The organism is Flavobacterium sp. (assembly GCF_036741995.1).
In the GTDB taxonomy this organism is placed as follows: Bacteria; Bacteroidota; Bacteroidia; order Flavobacteriales; family Flavobacteriaceae; genus Flavobacterium.
The window spans coordinates 31051-53775 of record NZ_DAINRG010000009.1; the positions used below are offsets into that span (position 1 = coordinate 31051).

At 36.8% G+C, this 22725-nt stretch carries 27 protein-coding genes; 19 read left to right on the forward strand and 8 right to left on the reverse strand.

Going from position 1 to position 22725, the window contains the following annotated elements:
- Positions 1-4 precede the first annotated feature (4 nt).
- From V7D82_RS05060 to V7D82_RS05105, 10 genes are all read left to right on the forward strand, one after another.
- A complete protein-coding gene (locus V7D82_RS05060; protein WP_333599888.1) occupies positions 5-1279 on the forward strand; it encodes a hypothetical protein in 1275 nt (424 codons plus the stop codon).
- Between the two features lie 51 nt (positions 1280-1330).
- The gene (locus V7D82_RS05065; protein ID WP_333599889.1) at positions 1331-1846 is read left to right on the forward strand and encodes a hypothetical protein; all 516 of its coding nucleotides are present in this window, start codon (positions 1331-1333) and stop codon (positions 1844-1846) included.
- A 168-nt stretch (positions 1847-2014) separates the two neighbouring features.
- Positions 2015-2317, forward strand: coding sequence for a hypothetical protein (locus V7D82_RS05070; protein WP_333599890.1), 303 nt, complete (start codon positions 2015-2017; stop codon positions 2315-2317).
- A gap of 169 nt (positions 2318-2486) precedes the next feature.
- The gene (locus V7D82_RS05075; RefSeq protein ID WP_333599891.1) at positions 2487-3023 is read left to right on the forward strand and encodes a hypothetical protein; all 537 of its coding nucleotides are present in this window, start codon (positions 2487-2489) and stop codon (positions 3021-3023) included.
- 1 nt (position 3024) lies between these two features.
- The gene (locus V7D82_RS05080) at positions 3025-3873 is read left to right on the forward strand and encodes an alpha/beta fold hydrolase (protein WP_333599892.1); all 849 of its coding nucleotides are present in this window, start codon (positions 3025-3027) and stop codon (positions 3871-3873) included.
- Between the two features lie 181 nt (positions 3874-4054).
- A complete protein-coding gene (locus V7D82_RS05085) occupies positions 4055-5566 on the forward strand; it encodes a T9SS type A sorting domain-containing protein (protein ID WP_333599893.1) in 1512 nt (503 codons plus the stop codon).
- A gap of 61 nt (positions 5567-5627) precedes the next feature.
- On the forward strand, positions 5628-6149 hold the full coding sequence (locus V7D82_RS05090) for a GNAT family N-acetyltransferase (protein WP_333599894.1): 522 nt from the start codon (positions 5628-5630) through the stop codon (positions 6147-6149).
- A 798-nt stretch (positions 6150-6947) separates the two neighbouring features.
- Positions 6948-7427, forward strand: coding sequence for a hypothetical protein (locus V7D82_RS05095; protein WP_333599895.1), 480 nt, complete (start codon positions 6948-6950; stop codon positions 7425-7427).
- A 134-nt stretch (positions 7428-7561) separates the two neighbouring features.
- Positions 7562-8026 carry a YcxB family protein gene (locus V7D82_RS05100; protein ID WP_333599896.1) on the forward strand — a complete coding sequence of 155 codons (465 nt, stop codon included), beginning with the start codon at positions 7562-7564 and terminating at the stop codon, positions 8024-8026.
- A 155-nt stretch (positions 8027-8181) separates the two neighbouring features.
- Positions 8182-8910, forward strand: a complete 729-nt coding sequence (locus tag V7D82_RS05105) for a hypothetical protein (protein WP_333599897.1) — start codon at positions 8182-8184, stop codon at positions 8908-8910.
- A gap of 502 nt (positions 8911-9412) precedes the next feature.
- On the opposite strand, the gene V7D82_RS05110 is transcribed toward V7D82_RS05105, so the two are convergent.
- Positions 9413-9709: a helix-turn-helix domain-containing protein gene (locus V7D82_RS05110; protein ID WP_333599898.1), complete on the reverse strand. Its 297-nt coding sequence runs from the start codon at positions 9707-9709 to the stop codon at positions 9413-9415.
- A 169-nt stretch (positions 9710-9878) separates the two neighbouring features.
- On the opposite strand from V7D82_RS05110, the gene V7D82_RS05115 reads away from it, so the two are divergent.
- The 8 genes from V7D82_RS05115 (at position 9879) to V7D82_RS05150 (ending at position 16159) form a co-directional block, all read left to right on the forward strand.
- Positions 9879-10871: a T9SS type A sorting domain-containing protein gene (locus V7D82_RS05115; RefSeq protein WP_333599899.1), complete on the forward strand. Its 993-nt coding sequence runs from the start codon at positions 9879-9881 to the stop codon at positions 10869-10871.
- A 148-nt stretch (positions 10872-11019) separates the two neighbouring features.
- Entirely contained in the window at positions 11020-11553 is a 534-nt protein-coding gene (locus V7D82_RS05120) for a hypothetical protein (protein WP_333599900.1), read from the forward strand.
- 185 nt (positions 11554-11738) lie between these two features.
- On the forward strand, positions 11739-12017 hold the full coding sequence (locus V7D82_RS05125; protein WP_333599901.1) for a hypothetical protein: 279 nt from the start codon (positions 11739-11741) through the stop codon (positions 12015-12017).
- A gap of 50 nt (positions 12018-12067) precedes the next feature.
- A complete protein-coding gene (locus tag V7D82_RS05130) occupies positions 12068-12232 on the forward strand; it encodes a hypothetical protein (RefSeq protein WP_333599902.1) in 165 nt (54 codons plus the stop codon).
- 19 nt (positions 12233-12251) lie between these two features.
- Positions 12252-12620 carry a VanZ family protein gene (locus V7D82_RS05135; RefSeq protein ID WP_333599903.1) on the forward strand — a complete coding sequence of 123 codons (369 nt, stop codon included), beginning with the start codon at positions 12252-12254 and terminating at the stop codon, positions 12618-12620.
- 65 nt (positions 12621-12685) lie between these two features.
- Positions 12686-13813 (forward strand): hypothetical protein, encoded by a 1128-nt coding sequence (locus V7D82_RS05140; protein WP_333599904.1) that lies wholly within the window; start codon positions 12686-12688, stop codon positions 13811-13813.
- 16 nt (positions 13814-13829) lie between these two features.
- Positions 13830-14705, forward strand: coding sequence for an alpha/beta fold hydrolase (locus V7D82_RS05145; protein ID WP_333599905.1), 876 nt, complete (start codon positions 13830-13832; stop codon positions 14703-14705).
- 56 nt (positions 14706-14761) lie between these two features.
- Complete coding sequence (locus V7D82_RS05150) at positions 14762-16159, forward strand: alpha/beta hydrolase family protein (protein WP_333599906.1); 1398 nt, start codon at positions 14762-14764, stop codon at positions 16157-16159.
- On the opposite strand, the gene V7D82_RS05155 is transcribed toward V7D82_RS05150, so the two are convergent.
- Genes V7D82_RS05155 through V7D82_RS05185 form a run of 7 tightly spaced genes read right to left on the reverse strand, consistent with a single transcriptional unit; the run spans position 16128 to position 21492 of the window.
- Positions 16128-16643: a 4'-phosphopantetheinyl transferase family protein gene (locus V7D82_RS05155; protein WP_333599907.1), complete on the reverse strand. Its 516-nt coding sequence runs from the start codon at positions 16641-16643 to the stop codon at positions 16128-16130. The two genes, V7D82_RS05150 and V7D82_RS05155, sit on opposite strands and share 32 nt — an antisense overlap.
- Complete coding sequence (locus tag V7D82_RS05160) at positions 16640-16894, reverse strand: acyl carrier protein (RefSeq protein WP_333599908.1); 255 nt, start codon at positions 16892-16894, stop codon at positions 16640-16642. Before V7D82_RS05160 ends, V7D82_RS05155 begins: the two co-directional genes overlap by 4 nt.
- Positions 16895-16897: 3 nt before the next feature.
- Complete coding sequence (locus V7D82_RS05165; RefSeq protein ID WP_333599909.1) at positions 16898-18169, reverse strand: beta-ketoacyl-[acyl-carrier-protein] synthase family protein; 1272 nt, start codon at positions 18167-18169, stop codon at positions 16898-16900.
- 3 nt (positions 18170-18172) lie between these two features.
- Positions 18173-18598, reverse strand: coding sequence for a 3-hydroxyacyl-ACP dehydratase FabZ family protein (locus V7D82_RS05170; protein WP_333599910.1), 426 nt, complete (start codon positions 18596-18598; stop codon positions 18173-18175).
- 1 nt (position 18599) lies between these two features.
- A complete protein-coding gene (locus V7D82_RS05175) occupies positions 18600-19652 on the reverse strand; it encodes a type III polyketide synthase (RefSeq protein ID WP_333599911.1) in 1053 nt (350 codons plus the stop codon).
- Positions 19649-20383 (reverse strand): methyltransferase domain-containing protein, encoded by a 735-nt coding sequence (locus V7D82_RS05180; RefSeq protein WP_333599912.1) that lies wholly within the window; start codon positions 20381-20383, stop codon positions 19649-19651. The genes V7D82_RS05175 and V7D82_RS05180 overlap by 4 nt, the downstream gene beginning before the upstream one ends.
- Positions 20380-21492 carry an NAD(P)/FAD-dependent oxidoreductase gene (locus tag V7D82_RS05185; RefSeq protein WP_333599913.1) on the reverse strand — a complete coding sequence of 371 codons (1113 nt, stop codon included), beginning with the start codon at positions 21490-21492 and terminating at the stop codon, positions 20380-20382. The genes V7D82_RS05180 and V7D82_RS05185 overlap by 4 nt, the downstream gene beginning before the upstream one ends.
- 332 nt (positions 21493-21824) lie before the next feature.
- On the opposite strand from V7D82_RS05185, the gene V7D82_RS05190 reads away from it, so the two are divergent.
- Positions 21825-22670 carry a class I SAM-dependent methyltransferase gene (locus V7D82_RS05190; RefSeq protein WP_333599914.1) on the forward strand — a complete coding sequence of 282 codons (846 nt, stop codon included), beginning with the start codon at positions 21825-21827 and terminating at the stop codon, positions 22668-22670.
- The last annotated feature ends 55 nt before the right edge of the window (positions 22671-22725 follow it).

The following is a 22725-nucleotide window of genomic DNA, read 5'->3' on the forward strand; positions in this document are numbered from 1 at the left end:
AAATATGAAAAAAAATACGTTTCTTATAGTTGTAATCTTGATTTTCTGTTGTTCAGTCAAGGGTAATGCTCAACAAAACAATATTAAATTTGAAAATGCTGTTAACGATCAATTTGGTACTTTATTGGAATCGCTATTAAAAGACGGCAAAATTGATGAATTGGGAGCAAAAACCTATTTAGAAACCGTTTTTGGAAATGATGAATCGGTCACAAATTATTTGCAAACCATTGACTTGTCAAAAAAAATTGATGGCTTAAAGCAGGGGAATTTATCTTTTGACAGTTATTTATCTAATATCAATAGTAGCTTAATTTCATTCATTCCGGAAGAGAAAAAACAAGCATTTATGAATTATTTTGAAACACGGATGATTGTTGAAGGTTCCATGAACGAACTTCTGAGTGGTGAAATAGGATCAAATACAGTAAATTTAGCTGCAGGGTTAATTGAAGGTAGTAAAGAAGCTAAAGCCGAACGACTCAAAAAAGAAGCAATTGCAAAAAAACTGGAAGTTATTACTCCAACATTGAGCAAGTTGAATAACACCAGAGCCTATACAAAATTAAAAATTGTTGATGAGATTGATTCTAATAAAAATTGGATTGTAAACACGAATCCTGTGGTTACAGAAGATGCTACTGCCAAGTACACAACAAATTACTCTAATCTTGAAAATGGGTATTTAAAAATAAGTACGGAAAACTACGTACAAGCTGTTTTTAATTGGGATAAAATGATGTTTTTTAAGCCCATGAGAATATACAAAAATCCAGAAAAATTTGATTTCTCAAAAGATTTTAAAATGAATCTATTTTTAAAAAAGGAAAGAAAAGTTGCTGAAACGATTACAATCGAGATTGGAAAGGGTTATCAGCTCTCTATCATTAGACAAGAAGGATATATTTATTTCATGACTCCATTAAATTATACCGTTACAGATAAATATGGAGAATTAAGAGCTGATAATAAAAAAGAAAAGAGCGATAAAACAAAGTTAGTTGATAAAGAAAAAGGTGTAATACTATCTAAAAATGGATATGGAAATACATTTTATATTCGTGAAAACAAGAATAAAGATATTGATTTTGATGGAGTATTAAAAATTACAATTATAAAAAAAGGCAACTCATTCATTTGTAAATTTAATGATATGGAATATGAACTTATATCAGAGATAAATTATTTTCCGGATAAATACTATTTAGGAATAGTTGTGAGCGATATGAGTAAAAAATCTTATATTGAAATCCATAAACTTGAATTAGAACATTTATAATTCATGAACGTTAAATACATCTTTTTGCTTTTCTCTATAACGCTGTTGAATATGAACTTATATTCTCAGAAAAGTTTTATTAGTTATGAGAAAGTTAAAGTTGACAACATACCTTCAATTGAAGAAAGCTTTAATTCGAAAGTATATGAATCTAAACTTGAATATGTGGAGTCAAAGAAGGACTCAATGATTCGTTATGGAAAACTTAAAAACTATAGTCGTCCTGAAAATGAAGCTTTTGGTAAAATTAATGTCACATACTTTTATTTAAAGAAAGACAGCATTGTTAAGAAAATAAGTTATCGCTGGGTTTCTTTAAAAGATAGTAAGCTAAAAGATTACAGTAAACAATTCGATAAAACTGTTGAAAAAATTTCGACTGATTTACATTTACCTATTGGAGAACAAGGCAAACCATCAAAAATAACTGACGACACTATCGAAGGAATACCTGTCGAGATAACTGAAAGAAGAGTAACTTGGGAATACAGAGGTGCAAAAGTCCTTATTATAATGATTTGGTCAGAAAAGCATGGAGCATATTTACATACTGAAATAGAATGGTAAAAATAACTGCCTATAACAGTAGTTTTGCGCAATAGTGTAGTAAGTGTCCGCAGTAATCCTAACGGAATCCCATAAAACCTTTTTACACTTGTGATAATTAGTGCTAAATTTAACAGCTGTTATAAGCCGCGGAACGGTAGCGACAACCTTCCTCAACAAACTTAAAAAATGACTGCGACAGAAATTAAAGAAATAATAAATAGAGAATTAGCAGCTACTCTAGATCATTCTAATGTTTTTGGAATGAACTTGACAAAATATCTAATTGAACCTAAAAAACAGATATTCAAAGCTGCTGATAGCTCAAATATTTCTTATGAATTATGGACAGTACTAGAAGATGAAATGGGATACAAAGTTTATTTTGACGAAGAAACAAATATGTTTGGTTTGGCAATGAAATTAAATGAGAACGAGCAAATGGACATTGGAACTCATGGAAGTTTTTTAGAAACGCTATATGGAATGTAAAAAGGCAGCTGCTAAAAGCCGTTTGGCACAATAGTGTAGTAAGTGTCAGCAGTAATCCTAACGGCATCCGATAAAATCTTTTTACGCTTGTGATAATTAGTGCTAAATTTAACAACTGTTATAAGCCGCAAAACGATAGCGGTCATTCTTAAACACGAAAAATATAAAAATGAGCCAATTTAATTCACTTATACTATTGATATTAATCTTAACTACGTCTTGTAAAGATAACTTAGGAAAGTCTGAACCAATAGTTAATACCGAAAATTATGAACTCACAAATAAGTTCCTGAGTGGTTTTGACAACATAAAACTAATATCGTATGACACTCATAGAGATGATTATTCCAGTAATTATCAACTTAAAATTGAAAACGATACAATAAAAATTCCAGAAGTAAAGTATATTGACAATGTTGATCTTGACAATAAATTCTCCAAAAAAATATTTCGGGTTTTACTTTCTGAGAATAAAAACTGTACAATGGCTGATTGCTATAACCCAAGACATATTTTGTTGTTTTATAAAAAAGACAAATTGGTCGGTTTCTATGAATTTTGTGCCGAATGTGGTGGAAGCAGGCAATCTGAAAATATAAAAATTGCTCCTATTTGCACCAAAAAAGGAGACGAACTAATAGCAATTTTCAAAGAAATGAAGCTCAAAAATGATGGTGAGGAAAGTGAAAATTATAAGTATTTTTAACTTGAAAAAAAAGACTAAAGAAAACTATAGGCAACTTCTAATTGACAAAATAGAAGGAGTAGTTGAACAAAAAGAAGTAACTATTGGAACCCTTAAAACCACCTACTTATTAAGTGGCAATGGGAAACCGGTAATTTTGCTGCACGGTGCTGGTGCAGGCGCTGTTACCTGGTATCCATCCATTAATACCATCTCTAAAAATTTTCAAGTAATAGCACCCGATATCGTTGGATATGGAGAATCTGATAAACCGGATGCGCCTTATAATAGACCCTATTTTTCGAACTGGCTCAAAGATTTCATGAAAGAATTGGGTATCTCAAAGGCTCATATTGTCGGATTGTCACAAGGGGGCGCCATAGCGTTGCAGTTTGCCATAGACAATGCTGCAATGGTTGATAAACTTGTTGTAGTTGATGCTGCCGGTTTAGGGGCAAAAGTTTCTTTTTGGCCTTTACTTGGAACAATATGGATGAATAGTTTTCCATCAGCAATGGCAAATCGTTTTAATTCGCGTTATATACTTCATAAACCCGTCAATAGAGACCCGAACCATAGTAGCTACTCCATAGCCGTTCTCAAATATAAAGGAGGTCAAAATGCATTTAAGCAAGGGCGTGGAACTGCAGTATCTAAAATACCAGAAGAAGCATTAAAGCAAATAAAAAATGAAACCCTTATCATTTGGGGGAAAGAGGATCAATTATTTCCTGTTGCCTATGGTGAAGCAGCCGCTAAAATAATCCCAAAGGCAAAGCTTCAGTTAATTCAAGAGGCTGGACATTTACCATTAATGGACCAACCCGAACTATTTAATACAATTCTTGAAGATTTTTTAAAAAGCGAATAAAAACGGCCTACAACAAGAGTATTCCCAATAGTATGCTTTGATCCGCGAAAGGTAATGGCTACAGTAAAAACAAAAAACTGGCAAAATGATGTATTGCCTTATTAAAAAAAATATTACTTTTAAAAAATTAATGGTCTTTACCCATTTTCACTGTACAAAACAACCATTTAACTACATACTAATGAGAACATTTACTTTTACAGCAGTACTATTGTTATTAATTACAAACGCTTTTGCCCAGGCTCCCGCTATTGAATGGCAAAAATCACTTGGGGGCACAAATCAGGAATATGCCTTTTGTGTCAGACAAACCAGTGATGGGGGCTACATCGTAGCAGGTGAAACAGTATCCCCTGTTGGCGGTATGATAACAAATAATTATGGCAGTTATGATTGTTGGGTAGTAAAATTAGACACTACCGGAGCCTTGCAATGGCAAAAAGCACTGGGGGGTTCGGATTATGACAGAGCCTATTCGGTTGAACAAACGGCTGATGGCGGGTATATCGTTATTGGAATGACGTATTCCAATAATTTTGATGTTTCCGGTCAGTATGGCACTAGTGATGTTTGGGTAGTAAAATTAAGTACGGCAGGAGCTATAGAATGGCAAAAAACCTATGGCGGTTCTAGTTTAGATGAGGGATATAGTATTAAGCAAACGGCTGATGGCGGGTATATCTTAAGTGGGGTTACCTTTTCTACCAATGGGCTTGCCATCAATGGACAAGGGGGTTGGATTTTAAAGTTAAGCAGTACCGGAACCGTGCAGTGGCAAAAAACCATTGGTGGTTACGGTTGTTATCTGTTTAGTATTCAACAAACCACTGACGGAGGGTATGTTACGGCCGGATATTCTAATGGTCCCTTAGGGAATACCGATTTTCATATAATAAAACTGGACAGTGCAGGTACTATAACATGGCAAAAGTTTTATGGGGGTACCGCCAGCGACTATGCCACATCCATTCAGCAAACCGCTGATGGAGGGTATATAGTGGCCGGAAATACCAATTCGAGTAATACTGATGTGACTCAAAACAATGGAAGTGATGATTATTGGATCATAAAATTAGACAGTACCGGTGCGTTGCAATGGCAAAAAGCACTAGGGGGTGCCTTTTCTGAGTTTTCCGGTCGAAGTGTGCAGCAAACTTCCGATTTGGGATATATTGTTTGCGGCTATACCAATTCAAATAATGGATTAGTTACCGGAAACCATGGAGATGCTGATTACTGGGTAGTAAAACTGGATAACTCAGGAAGTATAGCGTGGCAAAAAACATTAGGGGGCACAGGAACCGATTGGGGCCAATGCATTCAGCAAACCGCTGATGGTGGTTATATAGTAGCCGGAACCACCGGTTCTTATAATGGCGATGTTAGCATGCAATATGGGGATCGGGATTTTTGGGTAGCCAAACTTAGCCCGGAGAATTTAAATAAGCCCGATTTTACAAACGAAAATAAGGTAGCTATCTATCCAAATCCAACCAAAGATTTTTTCAAATTATCCAATTATAAAAACATTCAAAGGATTGAGTTATATGATATCAATGGAAAAAAACTACTTTCTAAAAATGATGTTATAGACGAAAACATATCCCTGCAGAATTTTTCAAAAGGGGTATATCCGATAAAAATTTATTTAACCAACGGAGCTATTGTAGCAGACAAAATCATTAAGGAATAATTTATAGTTTTTAAAGCCTTTTTACGTTTACTGTCCATAAATCGCTTCATCACTGCATACAATGTCAAATATTCAAATTCAGAAAATAAGCTTAACAGAAATTGACCAATTACAGAAAATTGGCAGACAGACTTTTGAAGAAACTTTCTCAGAATCTAACTCTGAAGAAAACATGAAAAACTATTTGGAAGAAGGTTTCTCCAAAGAAAAATTAACCGCAGAACTGAATGATAAAAACTCTGAATTTTATTTTGCAACGCTGGAAGCAGAAGTAATTGGATATTTAAAAGTCAATTTCGGAGAATCACAAACCGAATTGAAAGACAGTAAAGCTCTAGAAATTGAAAGAATTTACGTTTCAAAAGAATTTCACGGAAAAAGTGTTGGACAATTACTTTACGATAAAGCAATCGACGTTGCAAAACAGAAAGATTCGGAATATGTTTGGTTGGGCGTTTGGGAAGAAAATCCAAGAGCAATAAATTTCTACAAGAAAAATGGTTTTGTAGAATTTGACAAACATATTTTTAAGTTGGGAGATGACGAGCAAACCGACATAATGATGAAGTTGAAACTTAAATAACAAAAAAGGCAGTCATTAACAGTAGTTTGTAGTAACAGTGTGGCTTGGGCTTCTCCCCGATTTGCTTGCAGAAATCGGAAAGTTGTTTTGTACTTGCAATAATTAGTACTAAATTTAACAGCAGCTATAAGCCGCGGAACATTATGTGTAATTGCCAAGCTGTTTAAAAAAGAACTTATGCTTAAATCTTCCTCTTTATTTTTATTCCTAACGTTCTCTCTTTTGGTTTCCTGTAATAAATAAAAAAAGAAAGAAATTGTAGAAGATACACATTGGGAAAATATTGAACTTATTACTAAAAGCCAAAGAATAACCGTTTACCAATCAGAAGATACAGCGAGCGTAGAAAAAGCGATTTACAAAAAAACAAGTGGTAAAGGTTTTTCCGCAACTTACAAACTTGAAAAAGTAGAACGGAAAAGTTTTAAAATAAATAAATCTGAACGTGACAGCTTATATAATTATGTTTTTAAATTACTGACTAAACCAACATTCACAGACAAAGCGGCAACGGATTATGCCGGTTATATAATGATAAAATTGAAAGATAGAAACACAACATTGATGTGTGAATACCAATCTGTTGGGGAATGGTCAACAATCTCAGCAGAAACCAAAAAGATTTATAAATTAATTAATCCAAAAACTGAACTGCCTGAATAAAGCAATTACACAAAACAGTAGTTTATAACAACTGTTAGATATAGGCTTTTCCCCGATTTCCTTACAGAAATCAAATCAGTAAGCAGCTCCGCTATTGCGTAAAGCCACGGGAGGTTAGCGGTAATTATTTCGAACATGTATAAAAAAGGAATTATATCATTACTATTGACCCTTTTTCTCCTTGCTTCTTGTCAAAAGCAAAGTAATATCACCTCTTTGGATTTTATTGCAAATGGGAATAAACTCGAATTCTTATCCAACGATGGAGAATATGGAGAATGGGGCGGAAATGAAAAGATAGTAAAAGTATACAGCATCAAAAATCATTTATTCGCTGATTATACTGAAAGGGGTATCATTTCAAAAACAAATCCTCAATCAAAAATTAGGTTCTCAAAAAAGAAAATTAGTATTGGTGATTCAGAAAAGGAAATGATTCTTGAAAGCATTAATGAACTTTCTTTTCAGAAACTTACAGAAAAGCAAACACTTTCAAATAGTGCTGTAGTAAACCAAGTTAAATCAAGTGATTCCTCTTTTGTAATCACAATATGGCCTGTTGTTTCGGAATGGAAAAAGTATGATGCCTTTTGCAATGCTTTGAAAAAAAAATAACTACTGCTAACAGCGGTTTACAGCAACTGTTAGGTATGGGCTTCTCCCAGATTTGCTTGCAGAAATCGGAAAGGTAATTTCCATATATTTACAACTAATCAGTAGACCGCTTCGCTACTGCATAAAGCAGCGGAATGTTAGCAGTAACATTAAAAACCTTTACAATGGAAGATTTCAGTATAACTTCACGCCTAACAAAAAACGAATATGCAAAAGTTGTTTTCTTGGGACTTTGTAGAAAGCCTGCTTTTATTTTAATACAACTTTCAGCAATTTATCTTTTAATATATGATGAATCCTATATTTTAGGAACTTTTTTCATTTTATCGCCCGTTATAATTACATTAATCGCGGTGAACCAATATAAATCTAGTGTCAGTTTTAGGAGCGATATAAAATTTACTTTTGGCGAAAATGGAATGAGGGTTGAAGCTCCAACCTATAAGAGCGAATTCACCTGGAAACATATTTTGAAACATAAACAAATAAGCAATTTTCTTATTCTATATCATAGCAATAGAATGGGAAATTTTATTGACACCAGAAAGTTGAATGCAGAACAGTTAAAATTTATAAAGGATAAAGTTGTTGAAAAATAATTTGGATGCTAACAGCGGTTTAACGCAATGGCTAAGACCGATTTCCTAGCAGAAATCAAAAAGTAAATTTCCATACAATTACAACTAATCAGTAGACCGCGTCGCTACTGCATAAAGCAGCGGAATGTTGCCTGCAATTTTTAAATACGAAAAGCTTGAAAGAGATTATACAGAAGATTAACAAAAGATGGTACATTTCCATAATTCTTATGATTATAGGTTTTGTTATTACATTTTTTGGGCTTCAAATTCCTAATGAAATTGCATTCAATATCAGTTTAGGAATTTTTTACGCATCATTTCTATTCTCTTTAGTTTTTGCAATAATGAGATTGTTTAAAAAAGATTATTTAAAAGGAACCCTTCAAATAGCAGGAACCCTAATAATTGGTGGCGTTTCTTTTTTATTTCTTTCCCTGTTTTTATTCTTATATCCTTTTGATTTTTTTGCTGATAATTTAACTGTTCCTAAAAATGTGGAATTTCAGAAACCAATACCGTTATATCAAAATGATACGGTAAAATCGGAAAAGGTATATAATACAGATTTTATTCTTTATGATGGTATGCAACCTGGAATTTACAAATATGATATATATCTCAACCAAATAGAAAAGGGAAAAGTTTATTTAAAAGTTTATGAAATAACTCAAAATCAAATTTTATCGGAAGAAGATATTGAGAATAGTAGCTCAATCGATGTTTATAATCCAACACCAGAATTGAAAAAATTTAAATTGAAAGACGACTTCACTGTTTATGAGGGAAATTGGGATCAATTTTATGGAAGCAGAATTGAAGTGTGGTTTAAACCTAATTCAATGAATCGGCCTGAAAGAAAACTTTTGACCAAAAATTATATAATTCAAGGTTGGCAGAGATAAAAAAACTGCAGGTAACAGCGGTTTACAGCAACACCGTGGCTTGGGCTTCTCCCCGATTTCCTATCGGAAATCAAAAAAAGTTTTGTACATGGAATAATTAGTATTTACTTTATCACAGCAGCTACAAGTTGCCAAACGATAACAGCAAGCTTAATGACAAACAAATCTTTACTAGTAAAATGGCTTAAAATTATATTTGCATTTAGCTTCGTTGGTTGTATTTCTATATTTTTATATTATGTGAATTACTATATGGGAGAAAGTAAAGTGCTACAAGACATCTATTTTACTTTATTTTATATCAGTATTTTGTGTTTTGTGCTAATTATTATAATTACATTTTTCAAAAATAAATAAAGTCAACTGTTAACAGCCGTTTGTAGCAACTGTTAGGTATGGGCTTCTCGATACATTTTGAGCTTTGCTCAAAACACTCGAAGTGACGGTGCGTAACTTATAACTTCGTCAAAACACTTGAAGTGACGAAGAACCGGTAAAAAACTTAAAATGTCGTATAGGCCCCGGGTTTAGTGATGCTATGGTATTGGGTTTCCAGGCGGGTTCGGAGTATGGCCATGATGATGCGTTTGGAATAAAAATACTTCCCTCCCATCTTTCGGGACGGGAAATATTGTTTCTTGCGCCAGCGGTAGAGTGTTTTATCACATATTTTAAAAAGGAGTTTCATATCGGCACTGTCCAGTATGTCTTGGTCAGCATAAGAAGCCGTTAGTTTTTCCAGGTGTTTGTTTGTTTTCTGTAGTTCTTGTAATACTACAGCAATCGCCACTTCGCTCATAGTAGTTTGATTTAATAATTTCTAAAATGGTGTGTGGTATTTTATAGATGAAAAGTACTACTTTATTTTTAAATAAACAAGAGGCGTGTAGTATATTTTGTAAAACTATTTTGTTATTTTTACCAAGCAAGACGTTCAGTAACAATGGTTATTGCACAATACTAACATCATGAAACAAATACTAATATCGCTTTTATTAATAGCTGTTTTGAGCAAAGCACAAGCTCAAAATGCCTATTTGTGTAAAACCGATAATAGGATATATCGGCTTAATTCAGATTCCTCTCTCACTAGTATACTTGCTGTTGACAACACACCGTCTTATCTTTATGATGTAGCGTTATCTCCTTCAAACATTTTTTACGCCATTATCGATTTTAATAAAATTATAGCCATTAACAGTACAAACAATTTTACAGTTTTAACAACACTGCCGGGCAATGGCCTCTACAATTCTTTAACCTGCAGTACCAATTACGAATTGTATACCATTAGCAATGAAGGGGCTAATTCTAAATTATATAAATATAATATCCTCACTAATACAACCGAATTGGTTACAACTTTAGGATTCGCAACTCCGGGAGATTTAACGTTCTACAAAGGTAACTTACTATTTTCAGCGGAAGGAACCAATAAAATTAAAGCCTATAATTTAGAGAATAATACATTGGTAGATCTATTTTGCCTGCCGCAACAATATGCCACTATTTTTGGGATAGCCGGAATCTATACCTCCTGTGATTCAACTATTATTCGCTGTTGTACACAAACAACGGTATTGGAATTAGACCTTTTGAACAACATAGTAACCGATTTACAAGTGGCCAGTTCCGGTTTTTTAGGGATGACTTCTGACAATGAGTTTTTATCTTCAGCATGCAGTTTTCAATTTGAAACGGCTCCCTGTGCATTATCAACTCCCGACTATTCACAAGAGGCTGCCAACTCCATTTACCCCAATCCTTTTCAAGAAACAATACAGTTTAAAAATTATCAAGAAATACATTCATTAGAAATATTTGATAGTAACGGACGGCTTATTTTAAAAAGCGCTGCTCCTGGTTCTCAATTAAATTTAAATAATTTAGAAAAAGGAGTATATTTCATTAAAACATATACCGAAAGAGGTTCTCAAATCAATAAAATTGTAAAATCGTAAGGTATAGTCAAAAAAACAACTACTGCCAATAGCAGTTTGGCGCAATCCTAAAAGTATAAATCAAATTAATCATAAACACCTAACACTAACCCATGAAAAAACTATTCGGATTATTGGCTTTTATAATACTCCTCCAAACCATCAGCCTATGAGATTCGAAATTCCTTTTAATGAAAAAATTTACAGGCAACAAGTTACATTGAATGTAGATTTGGCTTGGCAAAAAGCTTTAAAAAAACAGGATAGAAGTGCTATTATTTGCCTTATTATCTTTCTGTTTGGTTTGCTTATCATTTATGGAAAAAGCAATTTGGGGTATCTGTTTGTGGCCATGGGAATGTATGGTTTCCTTGAGTTTTACAAAATCCGTATAGCGTATAAAAAAAACCAAAAGAGAATGCAACAGATTGTTGACAAAGAAATTAAAATACAAACAGCGGCCAATGAAAACTCTGTTTGGGAATTTAACGAAGAGTATTTTGGGTACAAAGACTGTAAATATGAAGCAAAAATTAAATGGAACACCTTTTATGCTTACCGTCTTGTAGAAGATCAGTTGTTTCTGGACTTAAGTGTAGGGATTCATTCTTCTTATGTCTTAGGCAAAGAAGAAGTTGGGGAAGAGGCTTTTCAAAGCATACTCCAATTGGTAGCCGGGAAAATAAAAAAAATCGATTCATAACAGCCGAACGTTCAGAGGCAAAATCGGGAGCTTTTTTGGCCTGTATACTTTCAAGAAAAAAGAGGGCAAATGGATTTTATGCCATTGGATAGATGAGTCACATCCGTAAGCTTTTTTACTGCAAAGAAGTTTTGTATTTATTCCATTTTGTAATACATTTACCTAAATTACTAAGTAAATTTTCCATGAAAATCAACAACAACTTCAAAGCTATCTTCGCTCTATCGCTTGTAGTAACCTTACTAGGCGCCTTGCTGAAAATAGAGCATTTGGGTTATTCACAACCGTTTCTAATAATTGGCGTTTTGCTAACACTGGCCTATATTGTTTTGGGGATCATCGAAGTTCAAAATTCCTCTAAAATAAAATCGTCCGAAAAGGTTATGTGGACCATTGGCTTTATTGCTCTGAGTTTCTTTACCGCTATAGTGTATTTGGTTTCCGGCAGAAAGCGCATTGTGTAAAGCCAACTTCACTAGGATTTTAACAGTAAAAAAATACTAATTTCAAAACTATGAGACTTTTTATCCCCATTATACTGATAGCGCTTTTTGTGTTTTATGTGTTGTACTTAGCACTAATCAAAAAAGAATTAAAACAAAACCTTACCGGCGTACTCTATCCGGGACTATTCTTTATAGTAGTTTGGGGGATATTGTATTATATAATATTGGAATAATGACTAAAACAACAGCACTATGACACAATGGAAATGGTATTTAGGCGGCTACACCCTACTCATTTTAACCATTTTTGCCTTAGCCTATCTTAAATACATACCAACAGAACTCAATACCATCCCCGATTATGATTCGATAGGCCATTTTGTACTCTACGGCATTTGGGGATATTTATTTGCCCAAACATTCAACAAACCCATACTAAGTGTGGCAAAAGTTACCGTTCCCTTAGGCACTTTGCTCATCATCCCTATTGCTATTACCGAAGAATGCCTGCAATCCTTATCACCGGTCAGAACCTTTAGTTGGTTTGATATGGGCTGGGGACTACTCGGAATTACGGTAGCCTGTTTGGTGATTCATTTTAGGACTAAAATCACCCACTGATAGAATGACAATTCCATAAAAAACTGTCTTTATGATACTGTAAAGCGTATTCAAAAAAAACAACCATGGCATACTCCAAAAACCTCAGCTATTCACTCCTGTTTCTCTTTTTCTTGTCATGGAGTACTGCATGGACACAAAACAATACAATCACTATCACTGATTTAAAACCCAAACACAATGACAATAGATTCCCGGAAGTACAGGATACCCAAAATCCCAAAGTAGCCGAGAAAATAAATACTTTTTTACAACTCGAGTATTTAGAGCATCTGCCCGGCGTTTTCAAAAAGCATCCGTTTGAATTGGTTTCCTATGACAGACCGAATCGGGAAATGGGGGGCAGCAAAGGATTTGAAAGCTGGAAAAAAGAACCAGCTCCTAAAAATGTACTGAGCATTACTTTGAATGCCGATTTTACGGGTGCCTACTCAGAAGAATACCAAATCCATCACAACTATGACAGCCGCACCGGTAATGTGATTACACTGTCATTGCTGATTAAAAAAGAACTGCAAAAAAAGTTGGCCCAACTCCTAAACGACAAAGCCAAAAAAAGAGTCAATGACTTTTTAATAGAACTTAAAAAAGACAGCACAGCCATAGACAGTATTGCCGACAGGGAAGCCTTTGATATGTACACAGAACAGGTGAATATGTACACAAATTGTATCAACGACGACTATCCTTATGCACTGGAAGATCATTCCTTTTACTTTTCAAAAGACAGCCTGCATATTATCCGAGAGCGCTGTTCGGCTCATGTTAACCGGGCTTTGGATGATTTATGGGAATTTGATTTCCGATTTTCCTATACTGAAATGGAACCGTATTTTTCGCCTTATGGCAAAAACTTATTAGCCAACAGCCCTGATATAGCAAAAACCAATTCACCCGAAGGCAAGCTGTACAAAGGAAAAATAGGTTCCTATCCTATCACGCTGTTGATACAAAATAGCAATACGGATGGTTCAGTTACGGTTCAATATTGGTATGACAAACACAAAATACCCATTGAGTGGGACGGGCACTATGCTGACCATCATTTTTCCTTACAAGAAGAGGTGGAAACCCCGGATGCTTTTGAAACGCTTGCCAAAATAGAAGCTAATTGGAGCAACGGCAAAATAACCGGTACCTGGACCAATGTCAAAACCAAGAAAGTACTACCACTGGAAGTAACAGAATATTAACCTAAAACAACAGCATATGAAAACAGCATTATCATTATTCCTATTGTTGTTCACAGCCACACTAACGGCCCAAAAAGATTACGAGGCATTAGGCAAAGACTATAGCAATCAAACAAAAACCACCACTTATGGCAAAGATGCCAAGACGGGAAAATATTGTGACATAAGGGGCTTCAAAATGTATTATGAGGTGTATGGCAGTGGCGAACCGGTATTGTTCATTCATGGCAATGGCGGAAGCATCAACAACTTTGTCAAACAGATTCCGGTTTTTTCCAAAAAATACCAGGTTATCATTGCCGACAGCCGTGCCCAAGGCAAATCACTTGACCCGGCAGATTCCCTATCCTATGAAATGATGGCCGATGATTATGCCGAACTATTGACTAAAATAGGCGTACCATCCGCCAACGTTGTGGGTTGGAGTGATGGTGGCATTAATGGATTATTACTGGCTATCCGTCATCCGGAAAAAGTAAAAAAACTAATCGTAACCGGAGCCAATCTAACTCCTGACACTACCGCGGTAGAACCTGACATACAAGAATGGGCTGCCAAAATATTTACCAAAATGAAAGAGCAAAAAGCCATCACTCCGGAAGAAAAAAAGGACTATAAATTATTCCGACTCCTCGTAGAACAGCCTAACATTCCTTTGGCTGATTTGCATAAAATAAAAGCAGCTACCTTAGTGATTGGCGGTGACCATGACGTTATCCGTCCTGAACACACCCTGGCTATTTTTCAGAATATAGAAAATGCCTACTTATGGATATTACCCAATTCAGGACATAGCACCCTGGTAGTGTATGCCGATGAGTTTAATAAAAAAGTAGATGATTTCCTCCAGGAACCCTACCGGAAAATAGTCTTTAAAGGTCGATTCTTTTAAGTCCGATAAAAAAAGTTTTTATATTTTTACAACACTAAAAAACAGTCCTACATTCCATGAAAAAAACAGCTTTTCTTACCCTGCTCTTCCTCACTACTTTAACGGCTTTCGCCCAAGATATCACAGGAGACTGGAATGGCGCTCTGAAAGTACAGGGCATACAACTAAGATTGGTATTTCACATTACTAAAACCGACACAGGCTACACCGCTACTATGGATAGTCCAGACCAAGGAGCTAAAGGCATTCCGGTAACGACCACTACTTTTGTAGCACCCACCGTAACTTTAGAAATTGCAGCAGCCCATATTGTGTACACCGGAGATTTAAAAAACAATGGCATTAGCGGTATTTTCAAACAAGGTGGCATGGAATTCCCAATGGATTTATCCAGAGATGCCATTGGAGAGCAAACCTATAAAAGACCACAAGAACCAAAACAGCCTTATCCATATTACTCTGAAGACATAACATTTACCAACCCTAAAGCCAATATCACTTTGGCCGGAACCTTAACCTTACCCAAAAAAGAAGGTGTATTTCCGGTAGTGGTTTTAATTTCAGGCAGTGGCCCGCAAAACCGAAACGAAGAACTGTTAGGTCACAAACCATTTCTGGTACTATCCGATTATTTAACCAAACACGGGATTGCTGTGCTACGCTACGACGACAGGGGCATAGCACAATCTAAAGGCGACTTTAAAACTGCCACTACAGCTGATTTTGCTACCGATGCGGAAAGTGCCATCGCCTATTTAAAAACCAGAAAAGAAATCAACCCAAAGAAAATCGGACTGATGGGGCATAGCGAAGGAGGACTTGTAGCCCCTATGGTAGCAGCACGATCTAAAGACGTTAGCTTTATAGTACTATTGGCCGGCCCTGGAATGCGTGGAGACAAATTGCTGTTGCTTCAACAAGAATTGGTAGCAAAAGCAAGTGGAGCTACAGCTACAGAAATTAAAGATGCTAAAATCATGAACGGGTATTGTTTTGACAAAGTAATCAATTCAAAAGATGACGCTACTTTAAAAACCGATTTAACACAATACTTAACCGGAATCCTAAAAGAAACCCCTAAAGAACAAAAACCGGAAGGCATTACCGATGAAGAAAATGTGGCCATGCAGGTCAATCAAATCACCAACCCCTGGATGCTATACTTTTTGAGATGCAATCCGGCAACGGCTTTGGAAAAAGTAAAATGTCCGGTACTGGCCGTCAATGGCGCTAAAGATTTACAGGTTCCGCCAAAAGAGAATATAGAAGGCATCACCAAAGCACTGCTGAAATCAGGAAACAAGAAGGTAACTACCAGAGTATTTCCAAATCTAAATCACCTGTTCCAGGAATGTACCACCGGATCGCCAAGCGAATATGTTCAGATTGAGCAAACCATCTCGCCTATCGTTTTAGAGGAAGTTACCCAATGGATTGTGAATCGGACAAAGTAACTAGTTTTTCAAAACGCCCGTGATGGCTTTTGGAGATTGGTTTTACGGTTGAAGTAGCAGTAGCATAATACGGAATTCCATTTATTTTCAGGATTTCTACAGAAGCATGAAGTTCGATTATGCTGTTAAAATCATCTTGCTGCAGCACAGCTACTGTTTCAATACACTCAGGCGTTATTTTGGTTTTTGTATAATAAACAATACCATAACAAAGTACTTCTCCATAGTGGAATCCATCCCTGCTTTCCGTGTCAAAACATTCTAATTGCAACGGAATAAAAGCGCGAACCTGAGTTTGACGGTTGTATATTTTATAAGCGGCTTCTTTTCGGCTCCATAAATTCCAAACCGCAATTTCAGGAGCTTCTGAATTTAAAATCAATAGTTGTTCGCTTGGCGTAAAGAGTTTAGCTAAAAAACCTTTGCGCTGCCAATGGCTTTCATTTTGGGCTAAAGCCAAATCAACTACGTCATTGCCTATCATTTTTCGGCGAGTTTGGTTTCTATAATGTCTAAAGCAGCTTTAATGGTCAGCATCTTTTCCATCGATTGGTTGTCAATTTCAATATGAAAGGCTTCTTCTACATCCAGCACTATATCCACTAAATTGGCCGAATTGATATTCAAATCCGCAATAAAATCAGTGCTTTCCGTAATATTATCAAACGCTTCTGTATTGGCAACAAAAGGCTTTACAATGGTTTTTAATCTTTCGATGGTGGCGGTTCTATCCATAGTTCAGTGGTATTTTTTAAAAATAACGCATCCGTTGACGTCTCCAAATCCAAAGCTGGCTTTCGCCAAAAGCGTAATCTCTTTTTGGATCAGTTGCTGCGGAATTCTGGAGGCATCAATGATGTTGGTAATATCGGGATTTAAATCGATACAATTTATATTTGGAAACACAAATCCTTCGTATAGCTGCAACACCGAAGCCACACTCTCCACACTACCTGAAGCTGATAAACAGTGGCCTACCATAGATTTCAGCGAATTGATATACGGAAAGTCCATTCCTTTTCGGTTCAAGGCTTCACTCCAATTCTGAATCTCCAAACCGTCTTTACTGGTAGCCGTCAAATGACCGTTGATTACGTCTATCTCGTTTGGAGAAACCTTTGCATTTTTCAAAGCCTCCGTAATGCATTTTTGCACTGCAACAGCATTGGGAGCCGTCATAGTGCCCCCGCCACGCTGCCCACCGGAGTTGACATTTCCGCCTAACACTTCAGCATAAATACGGGCACCGCGAGCCACTGCACTTTCTAATTCTTCCAACACAAAAGCTCCGGCACCGCTCCCCGGAACAAATCCTGAAGCGCTGGCCGACATCGGTCTGGAACCTTGTTCGGGAGTTTCATTGTGTTTGAACGTACAGACTTTCATCGCATCAAAACCGCCCCAAATGTAAGGACCACTGTCGCTCGTACTTCCTGCCAACATGCGTTTGGCCTGTCCGGCTTTAATTCGCTCATACGCCATCAGTATGCTTTCTGTCCCTGTGGTACAAGCTGAAGAATTAGTGGTGACTTGGTTACCCAACCCTAACTTTCCGCCGAGATAGGCACTCACGCCACTGTTCATGGTTTGTGCCACGGCCGTACTTCCCAGTTTTCTGGTTTCTAAATTGTCAATTTTATAAATGCTGTCGCGGAATTTGGCAATCCCTGAAGTGCCGGTTCCGAAAATAGTCCCCGAGTCCCAATCGGGATTTTCGTTGTTTTCTATGGGTAATCCGGCGTCTTTCCAGGCATCTAAACCTGCTATGACACCATATAGAATTCCAGTCGCGTCGAAGTTACGGAGTTCCAGTTCCGTGAAATAATGGCGTTTCAGTTCTTCCGAAATTTCAGGAGTTCCCGAGATTTGACAGGAGAATTGCAGTCGTTCCAACTCGGCATCGTGCTTTATACCCGAAATCCCATTTCGGATGGCATGGGTAAATGCCTCAAGCCCGACTCCGTTAGGCGCTACAATTCCCAGACCTGTTATGACGACTCTTCTGTTCATTTTTTACATTATAATTCCGGCTATAGTGCCTTGACAAACCACTTCCTTATTGGCATTCCGCATTTTTACTTCGCATTTTAATTTTCCAAATCGGAAATAAATTTTCTCTGAAATCACCGTTACTGTTTCATTAGGATACACTGGTTTTAAATATTCAATTTCTGAAGAAGTTAAAGCTATTTTAGTCTCGTTACTGAAAGCATCTCCCAGCAAATAAATTCCCAAACACACCACTCCTATCTGCGCCATCGTTTCAGTTAAGATTACTCCGGGCGTAATAGGATTGTCTTTGAAATGGCCTTTATAAAAGTCTAAATCCGAAGTAAAGGTAAAAGTTCCTTCAGCTCCGTTTTCATCCACATGCACTAAGGTATCCACAAAGAGAAAGGGTTTGGCATAAGGCAATTTGGTTAGGATATTTTGATACATATTAAAATTCAATTAAAATGCGTTGGGCCGAAAAACCGGGACCAAAGCTCAACAACAATCCTTTCTCTCCTTTACTCGGTTGATTATCCATCACCCGTTCTAAAACATACAAGACGGTCGCGCTCGACATATTACCATAGAGTCGCAATACTTCTTTAGTGTCGTTTATATTTTTCCCTAAACCGGAAAACAATTCTTCCACGGTTTGCACAATTTTCTTGCCTCCGGGATGGAATATCAAATGGTCAATATCCTCAATTTTCAAATCATTTTTGGCCAAAAAAGGATGAATAATATTCGGGAAATGCGAGGCTATCGTCTCCGGAACTTCTATGTCCAAGACCATTTGCAAACCGGGATTTGTCAATTTGAACCCCATCATGTGAATGGCATCATAGAAATGATACATTTCTTCGGCTAAGATTTTAGGGCCATTATCATCTTCGTGTGAAGACAACAAAACACAAGCAGCACCATCGCCAAAAATAGCGGCACTCACAATATTAGCCATGGAATAGTCATGGAGTTGGAAAGTAGCCGTTGGGCTTTCGACAGCAATAACAGCGGCACGTTTTCCGGGGTTGGCCTGTAAAAAATTTTTGGCGTAAATAATTCCGGAAACTCCGGCAGCACAACCCATTTCGGTTACCGGCAAGCGAACGATATCCTGACGCAATTGCAGTGTATTTATCAGATAAGCATCGAGAGACGGAATCATGATACCGGTGCAACTGACCGTGATGATATAATCTAAATCGGTTGGTTTCCAGTTGGCTTTTTGCAATGCTTTGGCTACTACTTTTTCACCTAAGACGATAGCTTCCCGAACATAAATAGCATTGCGTTCTTCAAAAGAAGTTTTGGTAAACACTTCGACAGGATCCATAATAGAATAGCGTTTATCTACCATGGCCCCTTCAAAAATCTTCTTCGCTTTTCGAATAAAACGCTCCTCCTGACCAAAAAGCCAGGCATCCAGAAAAGGAAGGATTTCTTCCGTTGTTCGGGAATATTTTGGCAACGCTTTGGCTACAGTTACTATTCTTACGCTCATGATTTTGGTGTCAAATTATTGGTACTGATAATCCATTGATAGCGGAATGCCCATTTCCATTGTATCGTATATTTATTAAATCCTAATTGCTTTGAAAAAGCGATTAAGTCTTCTTTTTTAAATCCTCTTAAAATAGAAACCAAACCGTCCTCACGTGACATGGCATTCAATCCGAAAACAAAACACAATGCCTGAAACAAACGATACGAAAGGGCACTTCGTTGCAAATCATTAACCACGATGCCGAGTTTTGCTTTTTCCTGAAACACTTTCAAAAGCGATTTAATTTCTTCATCTTTAAAATGATGTAACGTTAAGGTGCAGAGCACTATATCGTATTCTAACTGCTGAAATGATTCACTGAAAACATCTTCGCAACGGTAACTAACATTAGGATAAAGCGAAGACAAATTACGCGCATGAGTAATGGTAAAATCATTGGCATCGATGCCGATTAACTGAAACATTACATTGTACTCATTGCCATAATCTGCCAGCCAGCGAAGCATATCACCATTGCCACAACCGACATCAACAATTGTAATGGTTTGTGATAAATCGCTCTTTTGAATCAATCGTTCAACGCCTTGTAAAGTTAGTTGGTTTCCGCCTAAAAGCTGATTGATTTTGGCAATTTTATCCAAAGCATCTCTGAGGATTTCTCCCTCCATAGCAAAATCGTCCATGATTTCGGATTGTGTGGTTCTGTATTTGGTATTGATAAGCATCATATAGGTTTTCCGTGGGTATTTTTAATGAGTAATGGCAACAGGAATGGAAATAAGGTCACCATTTGCAAAAAGAAAGAAGCTGTTTTTTCTCTTTGAAGTAAAGAGCCTAAAAGTCGGCCAATGCGCAAGCGGTGCTTGAAATTAAAATTCCAGCTTTCCGTATAATGCTCTTCCATTTTGGTTCTTGACCATTTATTGTTCAGAAACGGAATAGCGACTTCGGAAGCCAACTTCGCACTGTGAATAGCCATGGCCATACCATTGCCACACAAAGGATGAATTAAACCGGCCGTATCGCCAATCATCAGCATGTGTTCTTCCACTGTTTTCTTTTCTTCAAATGAAATCTGACTGATCGTTAATGGTTTCTCAAATTGCATCCGGGCCTTTTCAAAAAGAGCTTTTAAATGAGGGTTTTTACAAACCACATTATCTTGATAATCCTGAGTGTTTTTATACTTTTTAAAGGTTTCGTAATTGCCCAAATAACAAATGTTAATCAAATTGGTTTCCACTTTAGAAACACCGCAATACCCCCCGTTAAAATGATGCAAGCCAACCATATTGTCAGGAAAATCAACAGCATAATGTGCTTTTACGCCCAACCAATTGGAAGGTTTGGTAATGAACCGGCGATTTAATTTAATATCCAGATTGGAACGTTTACCAAAAGCGCCCATGACCAATCTGGACTGATACCTTTTTTGTTGTGTGGTCACCATAAAAACTTCATCGGAGAACCACACATCTACAACAGTTTCCTGATGCAATATCCCTCCTCGTTTTTGAACTTCCTGGCACAAATAGTAATCTAATGCATAGCGACTCACACCAAAACCTCCCAGCGGCAATGGAGCCGTAATCGTTTTACCGGAAACCAGTGAAAAAGAAAGAGTATCAATTTGTTTGGGATGTAAGGAGGCGATATCCAATCCTAAAGAGTCAAGATAAGACAAAACTTCATTAGAGATGTATTCGCCACAAACCTTATGTTTGGGGAATTCATTTTTTTCAAAAATCACAACGCTCTGTCCGTGATTTAAAAGGTGGAGCGCCGCTGTTAGTCCGGCCAAACCACCACCAACGATAATGACATCTTTAGTCTTCATAGCGAAGTAAATTTACGCAATTGACACGAAAAAGGTTTACACAATTCTCAGAAACATTTATCATATTCTTTTTTAAAACTTGGTTATACAGGGTTCTGTTCCCTTGTGACATAGCTTATTTAAAACACCTGTTTTAATACAGAATCAAGAAAATCATCGCATTACCGGCTACAATCGAAATAAGTAACATCTATTGTTTCTTTGATTTTAATTCCTAAAAAACAGACTCTTTCATTACATTTTTCAGTAAATTTGTTACTGTATATGCTCCTTTTTCCACCACCAACAGTTAGCCAATGCTATTCTTTTTTAACTGTTAAAATCAACACATCATGGAACAACAACTTGAAGAAATCCGGGAACAACAAAAAGCATCATGGAATAAATTTTCTCCCGGTTGGAAAAAATGGGATGCCTTAATGATGGATTTTCTGAAACCTATGGGCGATGAAATCATTTATTTATTAAATCCAAAAACCTCCGACATTGTCTTAGACATCGCCGCAGGAACCGGTGAACCCGGACTAACTATAGCTTCATTAGTGACTAATGGAAAAGTAGTCATTACCGATTTATCGGATGACATGCTCGAAATTGCGCGTGAAAACGCTCTACTAAGAGGGATAACCAATATTGAAACCAAAGCTTGTGATGTATGCGAACTGCCTTTTGAAGACAATACTTTTGACGCTATCAGTTGCCGGTTTGGTTTTATGTTTTTTCCAGATATGCTGCTGGCCGCCAAAGAAATGGTGCGGGTCTTAAAACCCGGTGGCCGAATAGCCACATCGGTGTGGAATGGTCCGGAGAAAAACTTTTGGATAACCGCCGCCATGGGCACCATCAACCGCAATATGGAATTACCGCCACCGCCACCAGGGTCACCGGGTATGTTTCGGTGCGCTAAAGATGGCTTAATTGCTGATTTATTCCAACAAGCCGGACTAAAAAACACCAAACAAGTCGAAATTACCGGAAAACTAAATAGCAAAACAGCCGACAATTATTGGAATTTAATGACCGAAGTGGCCGCTCCTATTGTAGCCGCACTAAGCAAAGCTGACGACGCCATGAAAGCTAAAATTAAAAAAGAAGTCTTTGAAGCCATTCATCAAAAATACCCTGATGGCAACGTTCAAATCGACTCCAGCGCTTTGGTTATTTATGGTGAAAAGTAGACCACTATGTAGGATTAACAATACTATAGGGATAAAACTAAATTATCCCTATTTT